Annotated in this window: 18 protein-coding genes and 1 rRNA gene; 11 read left to right on the forward strand and 8 right to left on the reverse strand. The window is 61.6% G+C overall.

Annotation, left to right across the window (positions count from 1 at the left end; all coding sequences use genetic code 11):
• Positions 1-117, reverse strand: a 16S ribosomal RNA gene (locus tag ASR47_RS05225); the annotation flags it as partial.
• Positions 118-740: 623 nt separating this feature from the next.
• On the opposite strand from ASR47_RS05225, the gene ASR47_RS05230 reads away from it, so the two are divergent.
• The 3 genes from ASR47_RS05230 to ASR47_RS05240 all read left to right on the forward strand — a co-directional run bounded on the left by ASR47_RS05230 (position 741) and on the right by ASR47_RS05240 (position 4,170).
• Positions 741-2,033, forward strand: coding sequence for a sensor histidine kinase (locus ASR47_RS05230; RefSeq protein WP_065306702.1), 1,293 nt, complete (start codon positions 741-743; stop codon positions 2,031-2,033).
• A 70-nt stretch (positions 2,034-2,103) separates the two neighbouring features.
• Entirely contained in the window at positions 2,104-2,862 is a 759-nt protein-coding gene (locus tag ASR47_RS05235; protein ID WP_065306774.1) for a LytR/AlgR family response regulator transcription factor, read from the forward strand.
• Positions 2,863-3,024: 162 nt separating this feature from the next.
• Positions 3,025-4,170, forward strand: coding sequence for a PAS domain-containing sensor histidine kinase (locus ASR47_RS05240; protein WP_065306703.1), 1,146 nt, complete (start codon positions 3,025-3,027; stop codon positions 4,168-4,170).
• A gap of 51 nt (positions 4,171-4,221) precedes the next feature.
• Here the strand turns inward: ASR47_RS05240 and ASR47_RS05245 are convergent, their stop codons facing one another.
• From ASR47_RS05245 to ASR47_RS05255, 3 genes are all read right to left on the reverse strand, one after another.
• A complete protein-coding gene (locus ASR47_RS05245; protein ID WP_065306704.1) occupies positions 4,222-5,211 on the reverse strand; it encodes a porin in 990 nt (329 codons plus the stop codon).
• A 180-nt stretch (positions 5,212-5,391) separates the two neighbouring features.
• Positions 5,392-6,042 carry a class I SAM-dependent methyltransferase gene (locus ASR47_RS05250; protein WP_065306705.1) on the reverse strand — a complete coding sequence of 217 codons (651 nt, stop codon included), beginning with the start codon at positions 6,040-6,042 and terminating at the stop codon, positions 5,392-5,394.
• Between the two features lie 55 nt (positions 6,043-6,097).
• Positions 6,098-7,039 carry a CysB family HTH-type transcriptional regulator gene (locus ASR47_RS05255; protein WP_065306706.1) on the reverse strand — a complete coding sequence of 314 codons (942 nt, stop codon included), beginning with the start codon at positions 7,037-7,039 and terminating at the stop codon, positions 6,098-6,100.
• A gap of 154 nt (positions 7,040-7,193) precedes the next feature.
• On the opposite strand from ASR47_RS05255, the gene ASR47_RS05260 reads away from it, so the two are divergent.
• The 8 genes from ASR47_RS05260 (at position 7,194) to ASR47_RS05295 (ending at position 14,796) form a co-directional block, all read left to right on the forward strand.
• The gene (locus ASR47_RS05260) at positions 7,194-7,967 is read left to right on the forward strand and encodes a sulfite exporter TauE/SafE family protein (protein WP_065306707.1); all 774 of its coding nucleotides are present in this window, start codon (positions 7,194-7,196) and stop codon (positions 7,965-7,967) included.
• A 52-nt stretch (positions 7,968-8,019) separates the two neighbouring features.
• The gene (locus tag ASR47_RS05265) at positions 8,020-9,708 is read left to right on the forward strand and encodes a nitrite/sulfite reductase (protein WP_065306708.1); all 1,689 of its coding nucleotides are present in this window, start codon (positions 8,020-8,022) and stop codon (positions 9,706-9,708) included.
• Positions 9,701-10,261 carry a DUF934 domain-containing protein gene (locus ASR47_RS05270; protein ID WP_065306709.1) on the forward strand — a complete coding sequence of 187 codons (561 nt, stop codon included), beginning with the start codon at positions 9,701-9,703 and terminating at the stop codon, positions 10,259-10,261. Before ASR47_RS05265 ends, ASR47_RS05270 begins: the two co-directional genes overlap by 8 nt.
• A gap of 14 nt (positions 10,262-10,275) precedes the next feature.
• Positions 10,276-10,992: a phosphoadenylyl-sulfate reductase gene (locus tag ASR47_RS05275; protein WP_065306710.1), complete on the forward strand. Its 717-nt coding sequence runs from the start codon at positions 10,276-10,278 to the stop codon at positions 10,990-10,992.
• A gap of 32 nt (positions 10,993-11,024) precedes the next feature.
• The gene (cysD, locus tag ASR47_RS05280) at positions 11,025-11,936 is read left to right on the forward strand and encodes a sulfate adenylyltransferase subunit CysD (RefSeq protein ID WP_065306711.1); all 912 of its coding nucleotides are present in this window, start codon (positions 11,025-11,027) and stop codon (positions 11,934-11,936) included.
• On the forward strand, positions 11,936-13,255 hold the full coding sequence (locus tag ASR47_RS05285; protein WP_065306712.1) for a sulfate adenylyltransferase subunit 1: 1,320 nt from the start codon (positions 11,936-11,938) through the stop codon (positions 13,253-13,255). The genes cysD and ASR47_RS05285 overlap by 1 nt, the downstream gene beginning before the upstream one ends.
• A 13-nt stretch (positions 13,256-13,268) precedes the next feature.
• The gene (gene cobA / locus ASR47_RS05290) at positions 13,269-14,033 is read left to right on the forward strand and encodes a uroporphyrinogen-III C-methyltransferase (protein ID WP_065306713.1); all 765 of its coding nucleotides are present in this window, start codon (positions 13,269-13,271) and stop codon (positions 14,031-14,033) included.
• 115 nt (positions 14,034-14,148) lie between these two features.
• Positions 14,149-14,796, forward strand: coding sequence for a hypothetical protein (locus tag ASR47_RS05295; protein WP_065306714.1), 648 nt, complete (start codon positions 14,149-14,151; stop codon positions 14,794-14,796).
• On the opposite strand, the gene ASR47_RS05300 is transcribed toward ASR47_RS05295, so the two are convergent.
• From ASR47_RS05300 to lptF, 4 genes are read right to left on the reverse strand one after another with little or no spacing between them, the layout of a single operon-like run.
• A complete protein-coding gene (locus ASR47_RS05300) occupies positions 14,768-15,769 on the reverse strand; it encodes a stealth family protein (protein WP_065306715.1) in 1,002 nt (333 codons plus the stop codon). The two genes, ASR47_RS05295 and ASR47_RS05300, sit on opposite strands and share 29 nt — an antisense overlap.
• Positions 15,766-16,167 (reverse strand): sirohydrochlorin chelatase, encoded by a 402-nt coding sequence (locus ASR47_RS05305; RefSeq protein ID WP_065306716.1) that lies wholly within the window; start codon positions 16,165-16,167, stop codon positions 15,766-15,768. Before ASR47_RS05305 ends, ASR47_RS05300 begins: the two co-directional genes overlap by 4 nt.
• The gene (lptG, locus tag ASR47_RS05310; protein ID WP_065306717.1) at positions 16,167-17,336 is read right to left on the reverse strand and encodes an LPS export ABC transporter permease LptG; all 1,170 of its coding nucleotides are present in this window, start codon (positions 17,334-17,336) and stop codon (positions 16,167-16,169) included. Before lptG ends, ASR47_RS05305 begins: the two co-directional genes overlap by 1 nt.
• The gene (lptF, locus tag ASR47_RS05315; RefSeq protein WP_065306718.1) at positions 17,333-18,478 is read right to left on the reverse strand and encodes an LPS export ABC transporter permease LptF; all 1,146 of its coding nucleotides are present in this window, start codon (positions 18,476-18,478) and stop codon (positions 17,333-17,335) included. The genes lptG and lptF overlap by 4 nt, the downstream gene beginning before the upstream one ends.
• Between the last annotated feature and the right edge of the window lie 36 nt (positions 18,479-18,514).

Consider the following 18,514-nt stretch of genomic DNA (forward strand, 5'->3'; position numbering starts at 1 on the left):
ATATTACTCACCCGTTCGCCACTCGCCACCAGAGCAAGCTCCGTGCTGCCGTTCGACTTGCATGTGTAAGGCATGCCGCCAGCGTTCAATCTGAGCCAGGATCAAACTCTTCAGTTTAATCTCTGTTTAATGTCATTTCTGACAGGTCGGACAGTATCACTACCATCCAAATCTTTTGCATTGCAAAAGATTTGCTCACTCAAAAAACTGACAGGCTACTTCCGAAGAAGTATCCTATTTCATTATTTCTTGTGAACATTTGATATTTTAAGTTTTACGTCAATCCGAAGATCGACGCTGCACTTCATCAAATGCCCACACTTATCGACTGTTAATTGTTAAAGAACGGTATTCGGTACTGCGATTCGCGCTATCGACAAAGCGTTGTGTTTGTCAGCTGCGAAGAAGGAAGAGTATGAAGCGTTTCGGCTAATTCGTCAACCTTCTTTTTTACCCCGCTAACTCTGCAACACCTTGTTTTGTGTGCGTCGTTTTGCGAGGAGGCGAACTATAGCAAAGCCTCCCGATATCTGCAACATCTATTTTCCTGGATCAACAATACCTGCTTACCGTCCACCCGGCCTCCGGTTCACTTCAAGCGCTCTTTTATGCAGCCTGTCGCAAGCGGCTGGCACAGGCACCGTGCTTCAGGCACAGTGGCAACATCAGATTTTGACGCGGTTCAGCATCAGTTACACTTGCCCACCGCGTCGGTTCATTCCTTGCCAAGAAAGCGTCTCATGTTTCCGATTTCCAGCCTGCCACAATTGCTGAAAACCCTGCTCGCCTGGCTGCAAAGGGCATTCGACGCGACCACCACCTGGGTCACCCAATTATCTTGGTGGAAGTTTTTCCTGTTCGCCGCACTGGCCCTGATCGCCGGCTCGATCTTGCAGGACGAACTGTTTTCATCCAGTCCCGACGAAGAAGTGGTGATCAAATCGCACAAGCGCGCCAGCAAGAACAGCGGCGAGACCAATATCCTGATCGACGATACAGGCATCCACTTCAATCCGCGCAGCAGCAAGAGCCGGCGCAACACGGACAGCGCCGATGCCACGCCCGCCGACGCCAGCCCGACCGACGCGACGCCTGAAGAGCCGGCGCTGCCGGTGCCGCCGGTGCCGCCAGCCGCGCCAGCCAAGCCCAGCTATCCAGTGACGACCAATGCCTCTGGCGAAGAAGTCCATATCGAACTGCCGCCGCAAATTGGCGAGGAACTGTCGAACGCCATCGAGGAAGCGGTCGATGATGCCGCAGAACAGAAGGTCTCGCGCTATCACCAGCAAGCGTCGACCTGGTTCAAGAGTTTTGTCTCCTTGCTGGTATTGGCGCTGTTCGCGATGAAGGCGCTGGTCGGCGGCAAGAAGCGCGCCGAAGCGGAAACGGTGACGGCCAATGAAGCGGCCGAGCGCGCCTCGATGCAGCGCCAGCTCAGCGAAGCGAAAATGCAGATGATGCAGGCGCAAGTGGAACCGCACTTCCTGTTCAATACGCTGGCCTCGGTCGAGCACCTGATCCAGGTCGATCCGCCGCGCGCGGCCAAGATGCAGCGCAGCCTGATCCAGTACTTGCGCGCCGTGCTGCCGCAGATGCGCGACAACGCGCTGATTACCAACCTGGGCCGCGAGGCGGACATGGTGCAAGCCTATCTGAACCTGCTGAAGATGCGCATGGAAGAGCGGCTGACGGTCGACTTCCAGATTCCGGACGGCCTGCGCAGCGCCGCATTTCCGCCGATGATGCTGCAATCGATGGTGGAAAACGCCATCAAGCACGGCCTGGAAGTCAAACCCGAGGGTGGCACCCTGCGCATCGTCGCGGAAGTGGCGCACAGCAAGCTGCGCGTGATCGTGACCGACGACGGCCTGGGCTTTGGCGCCGTACCCAGCGATGGCACGGGCCTTGGTTTGCCGACCATCCGCGAACGCCTGAAACTGCTGCACGGCGACCAGGCCAGCCTGACGATCACGCCAAATCAGCCGAGCGGCGTGTGCGCCGTGATCGAAGTGCCGTATCAGCTGTCGAAATAAGCCACTCGGTAGTTGATAAAAACGCTAATTCATTGAATAATCAATCTTCACCAGTTCACACTTGAAGACCATGCCTACCGCTATTATTGCCGACGACGAAAGACTGATGCGCGACCAGCTGCGCTTGCGACTGGGCCAGGCCTGGCCCGAACTGGAAATCATCGGCGAAGCCAAGAATGGCGATGAGGCGATCGAACTGGTCGACCAGTTGAAACCCGACTTTACCTTTCTCGATATCCGCATGCCGGGCAAGACCGGCATGGAAGCGGCGCAAGTCATCGGCAACAAAAGCCGCATCGTGTTCGTCACCGCCTACGACAGCCACGCCGTCGAAGCGTTCGAACGCGGCGCCGTCGATTATGTGCTGAAGCCGCCCGAGCATGAGCGCCTCCTGATCACGGTCGAGCGCCTGAAAACCCACCTGAGCAAACCTGCGCTGGACGTCAATAGCAGCGTCACCGCCATGCTGTCGCAACTGGCCGAAAAAATCACCGCCAAGCCAACTTACTTGCAATGGATACAGGCCAGCATCGGCCAGGACCTGCGCATGATCCCCGTCGAGGAGATCCTGTTCTTCCGCTCCGATGAAAAATATACCTGCGTGCAGACGGCCAAGTATGAAGCGCTGATCCGCAAACCGGTGCGCGACCTGGCAGAAGAGCTCGACCCATCGCTGTTCTGGCAGATCCACCGCGCCACCCTGGTCAATGTCAACGCCATCGAAGGCGTGACGCGCGATATCCGCGGCCGCCATCTGGTGCTCATCAAGGGCAAGACCGACAAGCTGGAAGTGAGCCGCAGTTTCCTGCACCTGTTCAAGCAAATGTAAGAGCCGGGCCACGCGGGCCGCCCTGCGCGGCCCGGCCTGCGCGGCCCGGCCTGCGCTACTGTGTGCCAGATCAAGCCGCTGCGCATCAATCAGCCTACGCTGCATCAAGTTCCCCCTTTTTTCCCCGCCTGCCTTACGCTGATCCGTCCGCAAGGAGCGCCCATGCCCGGCCGTGCAAAAACAGGATTGTTGCGCATGCTGCCGCTGGGCATGGCTGCCGCCGCCACCTATTATTTGTGGCGGCCGTTCAAGGCCGGCCGTCAGGCGGCGCCAGCCAGGCCGGCCAGCGAGGCCATGCTGGCCATCGACAGCGAGCAGGCGATCATGCATGCCAACGCGGCTGCCGCCACCCTGTTCGGCAGCACGCCGGAAGCCATGCGCGGCATGCCGCTGGGCCACTTCATCTTGCGCGACTTGCGCAGCCTCGATCACGATATTGCCTTCCTCGACCTGGCCCGGCAGTTACGCCTGAGCGGCAGGCGCGCCACCGACGCCACCCTGATAGGCCGGAAAATGGACGGCGCCATGTTTCCGGTGGAAGGTTCATTGACGACGCACAGCGAACACGACGGGGCGATCAACACCGTGCTGTTGCGCGATATCAGCGCGCGCAAGCAGGTGCACGAACAACTGGCGCGCTCGTTCGCGCAGCTGCGTGAGTTGTCAAGCGCACTGCAAACCATCCGCGAGGAAGAGCGCAAGCATATTGCGCGCGAGTTGCATGATGACCTGGGCCAGCTGCTGGCCACCTTGCGCGTCGACCTGACCCTGGCGCGCCAGCATGCCGACATGACGGCGCCCTTGCTGCGCCTGCTGCACGAGATGGATGGCCTGCTGGTCACTGCGATTTCCTCGCTGCGCCGCATCGCCAGCAATCTGCGTCCGCGCGCGCTCGATGAAGGGGGACTGTATTTCGCGCTGCAAACCTTGCGCCACGATTTTTTGCTGCGCCACGCCGTGCATTTCGAACTGATGGCCGACGAAGGCGACCTGGTGCTGGACGACCAGCACAGCACGGCCATCTATCGCATCGTGCAGGAAGCGCTGACCAACATCGCCCGTCATGCCGAAGCGAGCCATATCACCATCGCCCTGCACCGCATCGACTCCATGCTGGCCATCACGATCCAGGATGATGGCAAGGGCATCACCGACCGCGACCTGGAAAAAGCCGCATCGCTGGGCTTGCTGGGCATGCGCGAACGGGTATGGGGCCTGAGCGGCAGCATACAGATCGGCGCTGACAACGAACTGGGCGGTACGCGCATCGACATCATGCTGCCGATGCACTCAGCCACGCCGCCATAGCAAAAGGCGCTCCGGAGAGCGCCTTGCCTGATAAGTCGATGCGGCTGTTGCTTAGAACTTGTGGGTCATGCCCAGCTGGTACATCGATTTCTCGCTGAACTGGTCGCGGCCGCCATAGACGTACACGGCGGTACGCTTCGACAGCGGGTAGTCGTAGCCCAGGCCGAAGGCCTTGGCGGTTTCCTTGCCGCTGACGGTACGGCTGTCCTGTTTCTGCTTGACATAGCTGGCCTTGATCGCGCCGCCGCCGATGTCATACGCCAGGCCCAGCAGGAAGCTCTTGAATTCGCCAGTGGTGGTGACATCGGTGTCGGCCTTCGAGTAGTCGAAGGTCACTTTGGCAGGACCGAATTTGTAGCCGCCACCCACCAGCCACAGCGTAGGCTCGGCAGCGGCGTTGGCCACCGTCTGGACCTTGCGCTGGTAGCCGGCGTGTGCGCTGGCTGGACCCATGTCATAGGTGGCGACCAGGCTGTAACCCGAATCGGCATTCTTGATTTCGCTGGCGACGACCTGGCCGCTGACGACGAAACCGCTGAAGCTCGGGCTGTTGTAGGTGATGGCATTGCTGACGCGCGAAGCACCGACCGCGGCAGCGGCGGTCGCGCCGTTGGGCGACTGGCCGCCGCGCATGACTGGCTCGTTGATCTTGCCGATCACGCCGTAGGTGTTGAACGGGTCAACGCGAGCCAGGGTACCGTCCAGCAAGTCCTTGGTGCGGCCCAGGTACACGGTACCGAAGTTGCCGGTCAAACCGACCCATGCCTGGCGGTCGAACAGGGTGTTGGTGGTGGCTTGCGCGCCGGTATCGGCCTTGAATTCACTCTCCAGATTGAAAATGGCTTTCAGGCCGTTGCCCAGATCTTCCGTGCCCTTGAAGCCGATGCGCGAAGCCTGGTTTTCACGTTCCACCATGGACGAACCGCTGGTCTTGGCCAGGCCCAGGTCGACGACACCGTAGACGACGACGTTCGATTGCGCCTGTGCCGTAGCGGCTGCGAAAGAAGCGATGATCAATGCTGCCAGAGTAATTTTTTTCACTTGAGATTCTCTACTTTAGGGTGGACGAAATTGTTTGCTGCCTTGCTGCCTAGCTGCTGGAACGAATCATGCCAAGCAAATGCTTCAACAATATGACATCGACAATTTGTTGTTTTTTAGCACTACTTTTCTCAAGGCGAAAAAAAACCGCCCGCAGGCGGCATCACGGCAGATTGCCGCTTACTTCAGGCGGCAGCTCAGCAGCCAGTAGTAATCAAGCCGCTTCATGCGGATCTCGCGCGCGGAATGGGCGAACTTCTTGCGCAGGTGGCTGTCCGAGGGGAAATTTTTCAGCACTTCGTAGCGCTCGCCGGACTCCGTGGTGCGGAACTGGTGGGTGTTGCCTTCCAGGTCAGTACGGGCGATCACGGTGCTGCTGCCGTCGACATAGGAGTTGTCGATCAGCACCAGCAGGATGTCCTTGCCCAGCTTGCTGCGCAGCTGCTTCAGGTATTTGTCCTGGTCTTCGCGCTTGACGTGCGACCACCAGAAGCCGGCGAACACGGCGGTGAACTTGCCGGCCAGGTCATCCGGCAGCTTGAAGGCGTCGAGCTTGGCGAAGCTCACGTTGTCGGGCAGGCCACGGGCCCGGGACAGCGCCAGCATTTCATCGTTGAGGTCGGTCGCCAGCACGGACTCGGCTGTTTCGGCGATGACTTCGGTCCAGTAGCCGGTGCCGCAAGCGAGCTCCAGCACGGTGTGGCCTTCGAGCACATCGGCGACCTTGTCGCGCAACACTTCCAGGTCTTCCTGGCGTTCGGGCTTGTCATAGACGCGCTCGTACTGCTGCGCGATGGTGGCGTAATATTGGGCAAGCTGATCGGTAATCATAGTTCTTCTCTTAAGTAATCTTGCCGGACACCTCGTCCGGCCGGTTCCTGCATGGTCATAATTCGTAGTGCTCTTTATCGCCGCTCATCGCCTGCTCGATCAATTTACGGTTCAGGGTCGGCGTGAGCAACTCGATAAAGGTGTAAATATAGCTGCGCAGATAAGCGCCCTGCTTGACGGCCACGCGTGACACATTCATGCCGAACAGGTGGCCCACGGGGATGGCGCGCAAGCCGCGGTCGCGCTCGGCGTCGAAGGCCATGCCCGCTATGATACCAATACCCATGCCCAACTCCACATAAGTCTTGATCACGTCGGCGTCGATGGCCTCCAGAAGAATGTCCGGCTTCAGGCCGCGCAACACGAAAGCGTGGTCGATCTTGTTACGTCCGGCGAACGCGCTGTCATAGGTAATCAGCGGGAAAGCGGCGATTTCCTCCAGCGTGACCGACTTCGATTTCAGCAGCGGATGGTCAACCGGCACCACCACCACATGTTCCCATTGATAACAGGGCAAGGTGATCAGGCCATCAATGGCGGCGATCGATTCGGTGGCAATGGCGAGATCGGCCTGGTCGCGCTGCACCATCTCGGCAATCTGGCGCGGGTTGCCTTGCAATAAGGATAATCTGACCTTTGGAAACTTGATCATGAAGGCCTGCACCACCTTGGGCAAGGTGTAGCGCGCCTGGGTATGCGTGGTGGCAATGGTGAAACTGCCGCTGTCCTGCGCCGCATACTCCTTGCCGATGCGCTTCATGCTGTCGATTTCCTGCATCACCAGCTCGACCGATTCGAGCACCAGGCGGCCCGGCTCCGTCAGGCCGCGGATGCGCTTGCCGTGGCGCGTGAAGATGTCGACGCCCAGCTCTTCTTCCAGCTCGATAATGGCTTTCGACACGCCCGGCTGCGAAGTGAACAAGGCCTTGGCCGCGTCCGTCAGGTTATAGTTCTGCCGCACCGCTTCGCGCACGAAGCGCAGTTGATGGAGATTCATTGCTGGTTTTGCCTTAAGATATGCCGCGCTTTCCGCCCCACCGATGATTTTACATTCATGCTTATACGCATATCGCATATAAGCAAATGCGTACTTAGTAGTTTGGAATAAACACTAAGTTTATTACTATTGCAGGTACTTTGGGGGTGCAAGCATGACTTTGTCTTATATAGTCTCGGGATTTGCCGTCGGTTTACTGGTTGGCATGACCGGTGTCGGTGGCGGTTCGCTGATGACGCCGCTGTTAACATTGCTGTTCGGCGTCTCGCCGTCGGTGGCCGTCGGTACCGACCTGGCCTTTGCCTCGATTACCAAGAGCGCCGGCACCCTGACGCACCGCCTGCGCGGCACCATCCGCTGGGATATCGTCAAGCGCCTGTGCATCGGCGCCCTGCCCGCCGCCGTGGTGTCGACCCTGGCCTTGAAATCGTTCGGCACCGTGTCGCCGGAAATCGGCCAGATCATCCGCTACTCGATCGCCGGCTCGGTGCTGCTGACGGTGGTGGCGCTGATCTTCAAGGGCCGCATGCTGAACTGGATCAATGCCCATCCAGAAAAACAATTGCAAGGCAACAAGCTTGCAGCAGCGACTATTATTTCCGGCGCCGTGCTGGGCGTGCTGGTGACCGTGTCGTCGATCGGCGCCGGCGCCATCGGCGCGACCTTGCTGGTGATGCTGTATCCGCGCATGAGCTCGGCCGAGGTGGCCGGCACCGATATCGCTTATGCCGTACCCTTGACGGCGATTGCCGCGCTGGGCCACTGGTGGCTCGGTTCCATCCACTGGGAACTGCTCATTTCGCTGCTGATCGGCTCGCTGCCCGGCATTACCCTCGGTTCCTGGGTCGCCCGTTCGGTGCCGGAAAAGTTTTTGCGCGTGCTGCTGGCGATGACCTTGACCACCGTGGCAGTAAAGCTAATCTATTAATCAAAGAACACCCAGGCAATCTTCCAGTACCCCGGCTTATTTAGGACTTGATATGTACCACTACGATCAGTACGACCACCTTATCGTCAAAGAACGCATCGCGCAGTACCGCGACCAGGTTGCGCGCCGCCTTGCCAACGAATTGACGGAAGAGGAATTCATTCCACTGCGCCTGCAGAACGGCCTGTACATGCAGCGCCACGCCTACATGCTGCGCATCGCCGTGCCGTACGGCCTGCTGTCGTCGAAGCAGATGCGCATGTTTGCCCATATTGCGCGCAAATACGACCGCGGCTACGGCCACTTCACCACGCGCCAGAACATCCAGTTCAACTGGGTCGAACTGGAGCAGACACCCGATATCCTGACCGACCTGGCGTCGGTGGAAATGCATGCGATCCAGACCTCCGGTAACTGTATCCGGAATACAACATCGGACCCGTACGCCGGCGTGGCTGCCGATGAGATCATCGATCCGCGCCCCTATGCGGAAGTATTGCGCCAGTGGAGCACCTTCCATCCCGAGTTCATCGCCCTGCCGCGCAAGTTCAAGGTCGCCATCAATGGCGCCGAGCAGGACCGCGCCGCGATCGCCGTACATGATATCGGCCTGACCGCCGTGCGCAACGAAGCGGGCGAAGTGGGCTTCAAGGTGATGGCCGGCGGCGGCATGGGCCGCACGCCGATTTTGGGCAGCGTGGTGCGCGAATTCTTGCCATGGCAGCATCTGCTGACCTACACGCAGGCCATCATGCGCGTGTACAACCTGCACGGCCGCCGCGACAACAAATACAAGGCGCGCATCAAGATTTTGCTGAAAGCCATCGGCGTGGAAGAATTCACGCGCCAGGTGGAAGCGGAATGGGTCGACCTGAAGGATGGTCCGGAAACCCTGACGGCCGAGGAAATGCAGCGCGTGGCGGACTTTTTCAATCCGCCGGCCTACCTGGAATTGCCGGACCTCGATTACGCGCTTGAGCATGCCGACAACAAGGCCTACGCCAACTGGCTGCAGCGCAATGTGAAGCCGCACCAGCGTCCAGGTTACGTGGCGGTGGTGCTGTCGCTGAAGAAAACCGGTGTGCCGCCGGGCGACGCGACGGCCGAGCAGATCGACTTCGTGGCTGACCTGGCCGACCGCTACAGCTTTGGCGAACTGCGCGTGACGCACGAGCAGAACCTGGTGCTGGCCGACGTGGAACAATCGAAACTGTTCAAGCTGTGGCAGGAAGCCAGGGCGCATGGCCTGGCGACGCCGAATATCGGCCTGCTGACCGACATGATCTGCTGCCCCGGCGGCGATTTCTGCTCGCTGGCCAACGCCAAGTCGCTGCCGATCGCCGCCGCGATTGCCGAGCGTTTCGACAATATCGACTTCCAGCACGATATCGGCGAAATTGAGCTCAATATTTCCGGCTGCATCAACGCCTGCGGCCACCATCACGTCGGCAGCATCGGCGTGCTCGGCGTCGACAAGGACGGCAGCGAATGGTACCAGGTGTCGATCGGCGGCGCGCAAGGCAACCATGCCGCCATCGGCAAGATCATCGGCCCCTCGTTCTCCGCCCTGCAGATGCCGGAAGTCATCGCCCGCCTGCTGCACGTGTATGTGCGCGAGCGCCATGAAGGCGAGCGCTTTGTCGACACGGCCCAGCGCCTGGGCTTGCCGCCCTTCAAGGAACATGTGTATGCAACGCCGATCACCGTCGGCAACCTGGTCGGAGAAGACGAATATGTTTGAAGTACGCGAAGAAATCATCAAGAACGCCGCCGTCGTGCCCAATAGCTGGGGCCTGCTGCGCCTGGACGAGGGCGACACGCCGGAGTCCGTGGTCGTGCCTGAAGGCAAGGCCATCGTGCCGCTGGCCGTGTGGCAAGCCCAGCGAGAGAGTCTGGCCGCGCGCCTGCCGCACATTGGCGTCTGGCTGGCCGGCGACGAGCGCCCGGAGGAGCTGGCCGACGTGATAGCACAGCTGCCAGTGATCGCCATCGACTTTCCGAAGTTCACCGATGGCCGCGGCTATTCGATCGCCTTCAATCTGCGCGCCCGCCTCGGCTACAAAGGCGAATTGCGCGCCATCGGCGACGTGCTGCGCGATCAATTGTTCTCGATGCACCGGGTCGGCTTCGACGCGTATGCGACGCGTCCGGACCGCAGCATCCATGACGCGCTGAAAGGTTTATCTGTGTTTTCGGAAACCTACCAGGCCTCGTGGGACCAGAAGTCGCCGCTGTTCCGCCGCCACCACCGCGAGGGCCAGAATCCCGACCTCGACAACGCGGCCGGTATCTGAACAAAGGCTACGACATGAGCGACCTTTCTACTTTAGTCACCGCCACCCTACAAACGCTGGCACGGATCGCGGCGGATTTTTCGCCGGCCGTGTTCGCGTCCAGCCTGGCAGCCGAAGACATGGTGCTGACCGACATGATCCTCAAAGCGAAGCTGCCGATCGGCATCTTTTCGCTGGAAACCGGCCGCCTGCACCAGGAAACCCTGGCCGTACTGGGCAAGATCAAGCAGCGCTACGGCCATGACGTCACCCTGTACCGCCCACAGCCTGAAGCGGTGGCGCAGTATGTGGAACAGAACGGCCTGAACGCGTTTTACAACAGCGTCGAGATGCGCCGCGAATGCTGCCGCATCCGCAAGGTCGAGCCCCTGGGCCGCGCCCTGGCCGGCAACAAGGCCTGGGTCACGGGCCAGCGCCGCGCCCAGTCGACCACGCGCGCCGAACTGCATGTGCAGGAAGAGGACACGGCGCACGCGATGACCAAATTCAATCCGCTGGCGGACTGGTCGGAAGAGGACGTCTGGGCGTATATCCGCGCCAACGACGTGCCCTACAACGCGCTGCATGACCAGGGTTATCCGTCGATTGGCTGCGAACCGTGCACGCGCGCCGTGCAACCGGGCGAAGACGTGCGTGCCGGACGCTGGTGGTGGGAAAACCCCGACTCCAAGGAATGCGGCCTGCACATGGTGGACGGCAAGTTGATCCGCATTAAATCCGTGGCCGCCTGAACAAGCTAACAGAGAACAAGAAAGCATCCAATATGAGCAATATTCTGAACCAGCGCCACCTCGACAGTCTTGAGTCGGAAGCCATCCATATCATGCGCGAAGTGGCGGCCGAATCGGCCAATCCCGCGCTGCTGTTTTCGGGCGGCAAGGATTCCGTCGTCCTGCTGCGTTTGGCCGAAAAAGCCTTTCGCCCGGGCAAGTTCCCATTTCCCCTCGTGCATATCGACACCGGCCATAATTTCCCGGAAGTCATCACTTTCCGCGACAAGAAAGTGGCGGAACTGGGCGAGCGCCTGATCGTCGGCTCGGTGGAGGATTCCATCAAACGCGGCACGGTGCGCCTGCGCAACCCGGCCACCGACTCGCGCAATGCGGCGCAGGCCGTGACCCTGCTCGAAACCATCGCCGAGCACAAGTTTGACGCCTGCATCGGCGGCGCGCGCCGCGACGAGGAGAAAGCCCGCGCCAAGGAACGCATCTTCTCGTTCCGCGACGAATTCGGCGCCTGGGACCCGAAAGCCCAGCGCCCGGAACTGTGGGACCTGTATAACACCCGCGTGCACCCCGGCGAAAACATGCGCGTGTTTCCGATCTCGAACTGGACCGAACTGGACGTGTGGCAATATATCGCCCGCGAAAAACTGGAACTGCCGCCGATCTACTTCGCGCACGAGCGCCAGGTGATCCCGCGCAATGGCCTCTTGGTGCCGCTGACCGATCTGACGCCGCCGCGCGATGGCGAAACGGTGGAAACGCAGGTGGTGCGCTTCCGTACCGTCGGCGATATCTCGTGCACCTGCCCCGTATCGTCCGATGCGGCCACGGTCGACGCCATCATCGCCGAAACGGCAATCACGCAAATCACGGAACGTGGTGCTACCCGCATGGATGACCAGACCTCCGAAGCCTCGATGGAAAAACGCAAGAAAGCAGGGTATTTCTAATGAACGCAGCAGTGTTGAACACCACTACCAATGACAGCCTGGAGCGCGGCATGCTGCGCTTTATCACGGCCGGTTCCGTCGATGACGGCAAAAGCACGCTGATTGGCCGTCTGCTGTTCGACAGCAAAGGCATCTTTGCCGACCAGCTCGACGCCATGTCGCGCTCCAAGCACAAGCGCACCGTCGGCGACACGGTCGACCTGTCACTGCTGACGGACGGCCTGGAAGCCGAACGCGAGCAAGGTATCACGATCGACGTGGCCTACCGCTATTTCGCCACGCCGAAGCGCAAGTTCATCATCGCCGACACGCCGGGCCACGAGCAGTACACGCGCAATATGGTCACCGGCGCCTCGACCGCCGACGCCGTCATCATCCTGATCGACGTGTCGAAGGTCAAACTGGGCGACGACGGCAGCGTGGAATTGCTGATCCAGACCAAGCGCCATTCGACCATTGCCCACCTGCTGCAGATCGAGCACGTGGTGGTGGCCGTCAACAAGATGGACCTGGTCGATTACGATGAAACGGTGTACAACCGCATCGTCGCCGCCTACCGCGAGTTCGCCCAGTCGCTGGGTTTGAAGGACATCACGCCGATTCCCTTGTCGGCCCTGACCGGCGACAACGTCGTCGAGCGCGGCGACAAGCTGGGCTGGTACAGCGGCCCGACCCTGATCGAGCTGCTCGAATCGCTGTCTGTCTACGACGCATCGCACGACGCGCCGTTCCGTTTCCCGGTGCAGCTGGTGGCGCGCCACAACGGCCACGAAGCGAACGACTTCCGCGGCTACATGGGCCGCATCGAAGCGGGCAAGGTCAGCGTCGGCGACACGCTGGTGGTGCAGCCATCGGGCCAGAGCGCCACCGTCAAGGAGATCGTCACCCTCGACGGCTCGCTGCAAAGCGCCGTGGTGGGCCAGTCGGTGACATTGCTGCTCAATGAATACCTCGACATATCGCGCGGCGACCTGCTGGCCGGCAGCGACCGTCCTGCCAGCCTGCTGAAACAGGTGGTGGCCGATGTGTGCTGGCTGTCCGAGGACGCGCTGGACCTGCGCCGCAAATACTGGATCAAGCACGGCACGCGCCAGACGGCCGCCAAGGTAACGGCGATCGACTCCATCCTCGACATCAACACGCAAGAGCGCCATCCGGCCGAAGGCCTGAAGCTGAACGATATCGCGCGCATCAGCCTGAACGTGCAGCAGGCGCTGGCGGCCGACGCTTACGCCGATATCCGCGCCACCGGTGCGTTTATCCTGATCGATGAAGTGACCCACCAGACTGTCGCCGCGGGCATGATCCGCTTCGACTGAGGAAGGCTACAGCATGAATCACTCCACATCCCTGCCCGGCAAGGTCTATCTGATCGGCGCCGGCCCCGGTGCGCAGGACCTGATGACCTTGCGCGGCGCGCGTTTGCTGGCGCAGGCCGGCGTGGTGCTGCACGACGCGCTCGTCACGCCAGAGATGCTGGAACTGTGTCCGCAGGCCGTCAAAATCCTGGTCGGCAAGCGCTGCGGCCAGTTGTCGACAGCGCAGGCCTTCATCAACAAGCAGCTGGTCGACCAGGCGCGCAAGCACGCCGTGGTGGTAAGGCTGAAAGGCGGCGACCCGATGCTGTTCGGCCGCGCCGATGAAGAACTGCGCGCGCTCGAAGAAGCCGGCATCGCGGTGGAAGTGGTGCCCGGCATTACCACCGCGCTGGCCGCCGCAGCGGCCACGCAGCAGCCGTTGACCAAGCGCGGCGTATCGCGCAGCGTGGCCTTTTTCACCTCCAGCACGGCGCCCGGCGAAACCGAGCAAACGGCGGTGCCCGACTGTGACACCCTGGTGCAGTACATGGGTGGACGCGAGGCGATGGCCACCGCCGGGCGCCTGCTGGCGCAAGGCTGGCGCGCCGGCACGCCGGTGGTGGTGATCGAAAACTGCAGCCGGCCGGAACAGCGCATCGTGCGCCTGCCGCTGTCGCAACTGGCACTGGGCCTGGGCGACAAGCAAGGCCCGGTGCTGGTGATGATCGGCGAGGCGATGGCCATGCGCATGCAGCAGGCCCCCGATGCGCTCATCGCACCCCTGGCGCGCCGGGCCTGAGGCGGCTTTTTTTACCGACTGCAAAGTCAGTAACTATTGTGCATTGCTGAAACATGGTAGGATGCTCGCGCTGCAATATCGCGCAGTCCGAGCATTCAACCACCGCCAAGCACCCATGAATTTCACCTCTCTGCGCGCAGCGCCGCATACTCTGATCCGCAGCAATGGCGGCCTGTTTGCCTTGATGCTGCTGGTCACTGCAGGACAGATCGGCCTGTGGCTGCTCTTTCCCGCCATCGACAATGAAAACCATCTGCTCGAATGCCTGCAGGCGCTGTTCCTGGCGCTGGCCTGTGCCGTGCACGGACAAAAGGCGTGGACCGAACCGGACCGCGACTCGCTGCGTTTCCTGATCCATGCCGGCCTGTCGGCGCTGATGTTCGGCTTCCTGCTGCGCGAGCTGGAAATTCGCGAAATGGGCCAGTCGTCTGCGTGGAACGTGCTGGAAAAAACCCTGCGCGTGCTGGAACTGCTGGTGCTGCTGCGCCTGCTGGTGTTTTTCGTGCCGCGCGCGCGCGCCGTGTTTGCCAACGTGCGCGCCATCTTCGGCATGCGCGTGACCATCATCACCTTGATCGGCGGCCTGTTCATGGTGGCCGGCTGGCCGTTCGACAAAAAGGTCATTCATGCGCTGCCGGAGATGGTCTCGGAGCTGATGGAAGAAGTCCTGGAACTGGACGGCTATCTGCTGCTGTTCCTGGCCGCCCTGGCCGACACCGGCGCCGCTGCGCGCATCAAGCTGCGTCGGCCAAAGGCGCGCTGACATCCATTTCAAAGCGCGACGGCTGCGGCAGCAACTGCTCCAGCGTCGCCGCCACCCGCGCCAGGCGCGGATCATCGTCGTCCGCCTCGTCGCAGGTATCGTTAATACAGAAAAACGGCAAGCTGCCGAACTGCGCGCGCAACTGCGCCAGGCGCGCCGGCGCATCGACGTCGCCGCTGGCGACATGCAGCGGGTCGAGCACCTCGCTGCGCGCCAGGCCCTGCTCCACCATCCAGCGCGGCACCAGGTCGGGCAGCAGCGCCGGCGCGCGCCAGGAACGAAACACGGTCGAACGCACCTGCGCGAACAGTGCGGGCGCCTGCCGCTCGAGCTCGCGCATGGCGCTGACCAGCATCGGCCGCGGCGCATGCGCGTACAAGCGCGGCTCGTGGCGGTAGCCGGGATCGCGCGCCGCCAGCCAGTCGCGCGACAGCACGGCGCAGTTGACGGGTGCGGCCATGTCAAAGCGCGCCTGCGCCGGCAACTCGACCGGGGCCGCCTCCAGGCATACGCGCAAACGCTCGCCAAACCAGTGGGCGGCGTCGAACGGCGCCCCCAGGAACACATCGTCGTTGAAATACAGGAAGCGCTGGGCCAGGCCCGGGATATGGTGCAGGTACGATTCGATATGCGCCGAGTCGAACACCGGCAAGGCGGACGCCGGCATCAGCTGGCCGTGATCGATCACGGTCAGGCCGGCACCGGCGCGCAACCACGATGGCGCTTGCCGGTCGGTCACCAGGTAGATATGGCCATGCCCGGGAAAGTAGCGTTCGAGCGCACGCAGGTTGTAGCGCAGCTCGCCGTTGTCGCGGTAGCGGCCCGCCACATTGCCGTGCAGCGCCAGCTGGCCGGGGTGCTGTATCGCCCACTGCGCATAGGCGGCGCGGTGGCGCGCGCGCCAGGCCGGGTCCTGCCCGTCCACCCACAGGTAGACGATATCGACCGGCCCGATATCGACCGGAGCGTTCACGCCTGGCCGGGGGCGGCCACGCAGTAGTCGGCGATCGCCGCCAGCACGCTGGCGTTTTCACCGACGGCTTCGACCACTTTCAGGCGCAGTTGCGGATGCGCCTGGCGCAGTTCCTCGACCAGCAGCGGCAGGTCGCGCAGCACATGGCCGCCCTGTCCCAGGAACACCGGCACCACGGTGGCGTCGAGAACAAAGCCATCGGGCAGGTCGGCCAGCAAGGACGGAATCAATTCCGGCAGGCGCGGCGTCATCAGTTCAAGAAACGCCAGGTGCACGGCAACGCCGGGCATGCGCGACTGGGTCAGGTCACGCAGGCGTTCGAACGGCGCGGCCCAGGAAGCGGCGCGCGCGCCGTGGGCGAACAGGATCAGGACTTGCCGGGTAGTTGTATTGTTCATCAGTGTCGCTCCACCCACCACAGCATCACCAGCGCCGCCAGCAGATACAGCACGCTGGGCGCGGCAGCAGTCAACAGGGCGGGCCAGGTGCTGAGCAGGCCAAGGTGGGAAAACAGGGTATTGACCAGCATGAAGCTCACGCCGATCATGATGCCGATAAAAATCTTCAGGCTCACGCCGCCGCTGCGCGTATGCATGTAGGCGAACGGCAGCGCCAGCGCCATCAGCACGAAAATGGCCAGCGGATCGATCAGCTTTTTCCAGAAGGCGATGCGGAAGCGCTCCGTCTCCTGCTTGTTTTCGGCCAGGTGGCGCGTGTAGACGGCCAGTTCGCTGGCCGACATGCGCTCCGGGTCCGAGGCCGACACCGTCAGGATCTTCGGCGTCACTTCCGACACCATGTCCTTGGTCGCGCTTTTCACGGTGCGTACCAGGCTCGTTTCCTGGCCATAGTAGTTTTCCAGCTTGGGTTCGTAGCCGGGCTTGGCGGCGGCGCTGTTGGAAAACGATGTCTCCGTCACGTCCGACAAGCGCCATACATTATTGCCCTGGTAAGTCGCGCTGGCCGCCACCGTCAGGCTGCGCAGGCGCATGCTGGTGTCGAACTCGTACAGCTTGACGTTTTTCAGCTGGCCATCGGGCCGCGCTTCGCCGACATTGAAAAAGCGCGAACCGGTGACGGTGCCGCTCAGGCCATCGCTCTTGATCATGTCCTTGGTCCACAGGCCCGAGCGGAACTCGCTCGACACCGACGTGCCGCGCGAGGTGAGCTTCAGGCGCTCGGCCAGCGGTTCGGTGTAGGGCGTGATGAATTCGCCGAACAGAAAGGTGATGGCGACAAACACCACGCCGATGCGCAGCAAAAAGCCGGCCGCCATGCCGGTCGACATGCTCGACGCGCGCATGATGGTGAACTCGGAGCTGGCCGCGAACTGCGCCATCGTGTAGATGGTGCCGATCAGCGCGGCGATCGGCATGACTTCATACACGTGGCCCGGCACCAGCACCAGCACATAGAAGAACGCGTACTGGATGGTATAGCCGTTGCGGCCCACCTTGGGCAGCTCGCCCGTCAGGTCGATGAACGCCTGCAGCGCCAGGAAGGCGAGCAGCACGAAGAATACGGCCTGGAATATCGAGACGGCAAAATAGCGCTGCAGAATCTTCATTTGGTATCCGCTTTATTCTGTTTGGCGGCGCGGCGGGCGCGCTTGAAGGACGCCAGCAAAACCAGCGGATGATAGCGGTGATTCACATTCAGGCGCCAGGCGAACAGCGCCACCACGGCCAGCAGCGCCAGCAGATGCAGCGGCCACCAGGCCATGCCGAAGCTCAAACGGCCCTGCTTCACGCTCGCCTCGAAGACCTTGGTCAGGTTGCTGTAGCTGAAGAAGATCAGGAGCGCCACGATCAGGTTGGCCGAGCTGCCGGCGCGCGGATTGACAAAGCCCAGCGGAATGGCCAGCAGGATCAGGAGCAGCGCGATCAGCGGCGCGCTGACGCGCCACATCAGTTCGGCCATGGTGAACTGGTTGTTGGCGGCGATCAGCGCCATGGTGCTCATGGCGCGCACGCCGAGGTCGGCGCCCAGTTCCTGCTGGCGGCTTTCGATGCGCATGATGTACTGCTCGAATTCCATGGTCTGGAAGTCGGCCTGGGTCGGAATGCCCTGGTAGCGCCGCCCTTCCTTGAGCACCAGGAAGCGGCTGCCTGCGGCGTCGGTATTGATCACGCCTTCCTTGGCCACCACCACTACCGCGCTGCCCTTGGCGTCGACGGTATTGACGAACACGTTCTGCACCACGTTTTTCTCGCCGCTGACGCCTTCGACAAAGAAGATGCGGTTGCTGCCGGCCGATTCGCGGAACTGCCCCGGCGTGACCTTCTGCAGGTCTTCGCGTTTTTCAAAGCGCGCCACGTAGGCGTCGCTTTTCTGCTGCGCCCATGGCGTGGCGTACAGGCTCAGGGCGGCGATGGCGATCACCAGCGGCAGGCCGAAGCTGAGCACCGGCGCGATCCAGCGCGACAGGCTCAGGCCCGAGGCGAACCACACCACCATTTCGGAGTCCTTGTAGCTGCGCGTGACGACCATCAGCACCGAGATGAAACCGGTCAGTATCAGGATGGTGGGCAGCTGCATCAGCGAGGAAAACAGCATCAGCGACATCACGTCGGCCGACGCGACCTTGCCGCCGGCGGCCTTGCCGAGGATACCGATAAGCATCCAGGTGAGCAGGATACTGAATAAAACAGTGAAGGTGGCCCCGGCGGCACTAGCCAATTCACGTCGAAGGGCACGTTGAAAGATCATTCGGAGTTTATAATTCGGGTCAGTTAGTTGAGTAAC

Source organism: Janthinobacterium psychrotolerans (assembly GCF_001677885.1).
Classification (GTDB): domain Bacteria; phylum Pseudomonadota; class Gammaproteobacteria; order Burkholderiales; family Burkholderiaceae_D; genus Janthinobacterium; species Janthinobacterium psychrotolerans.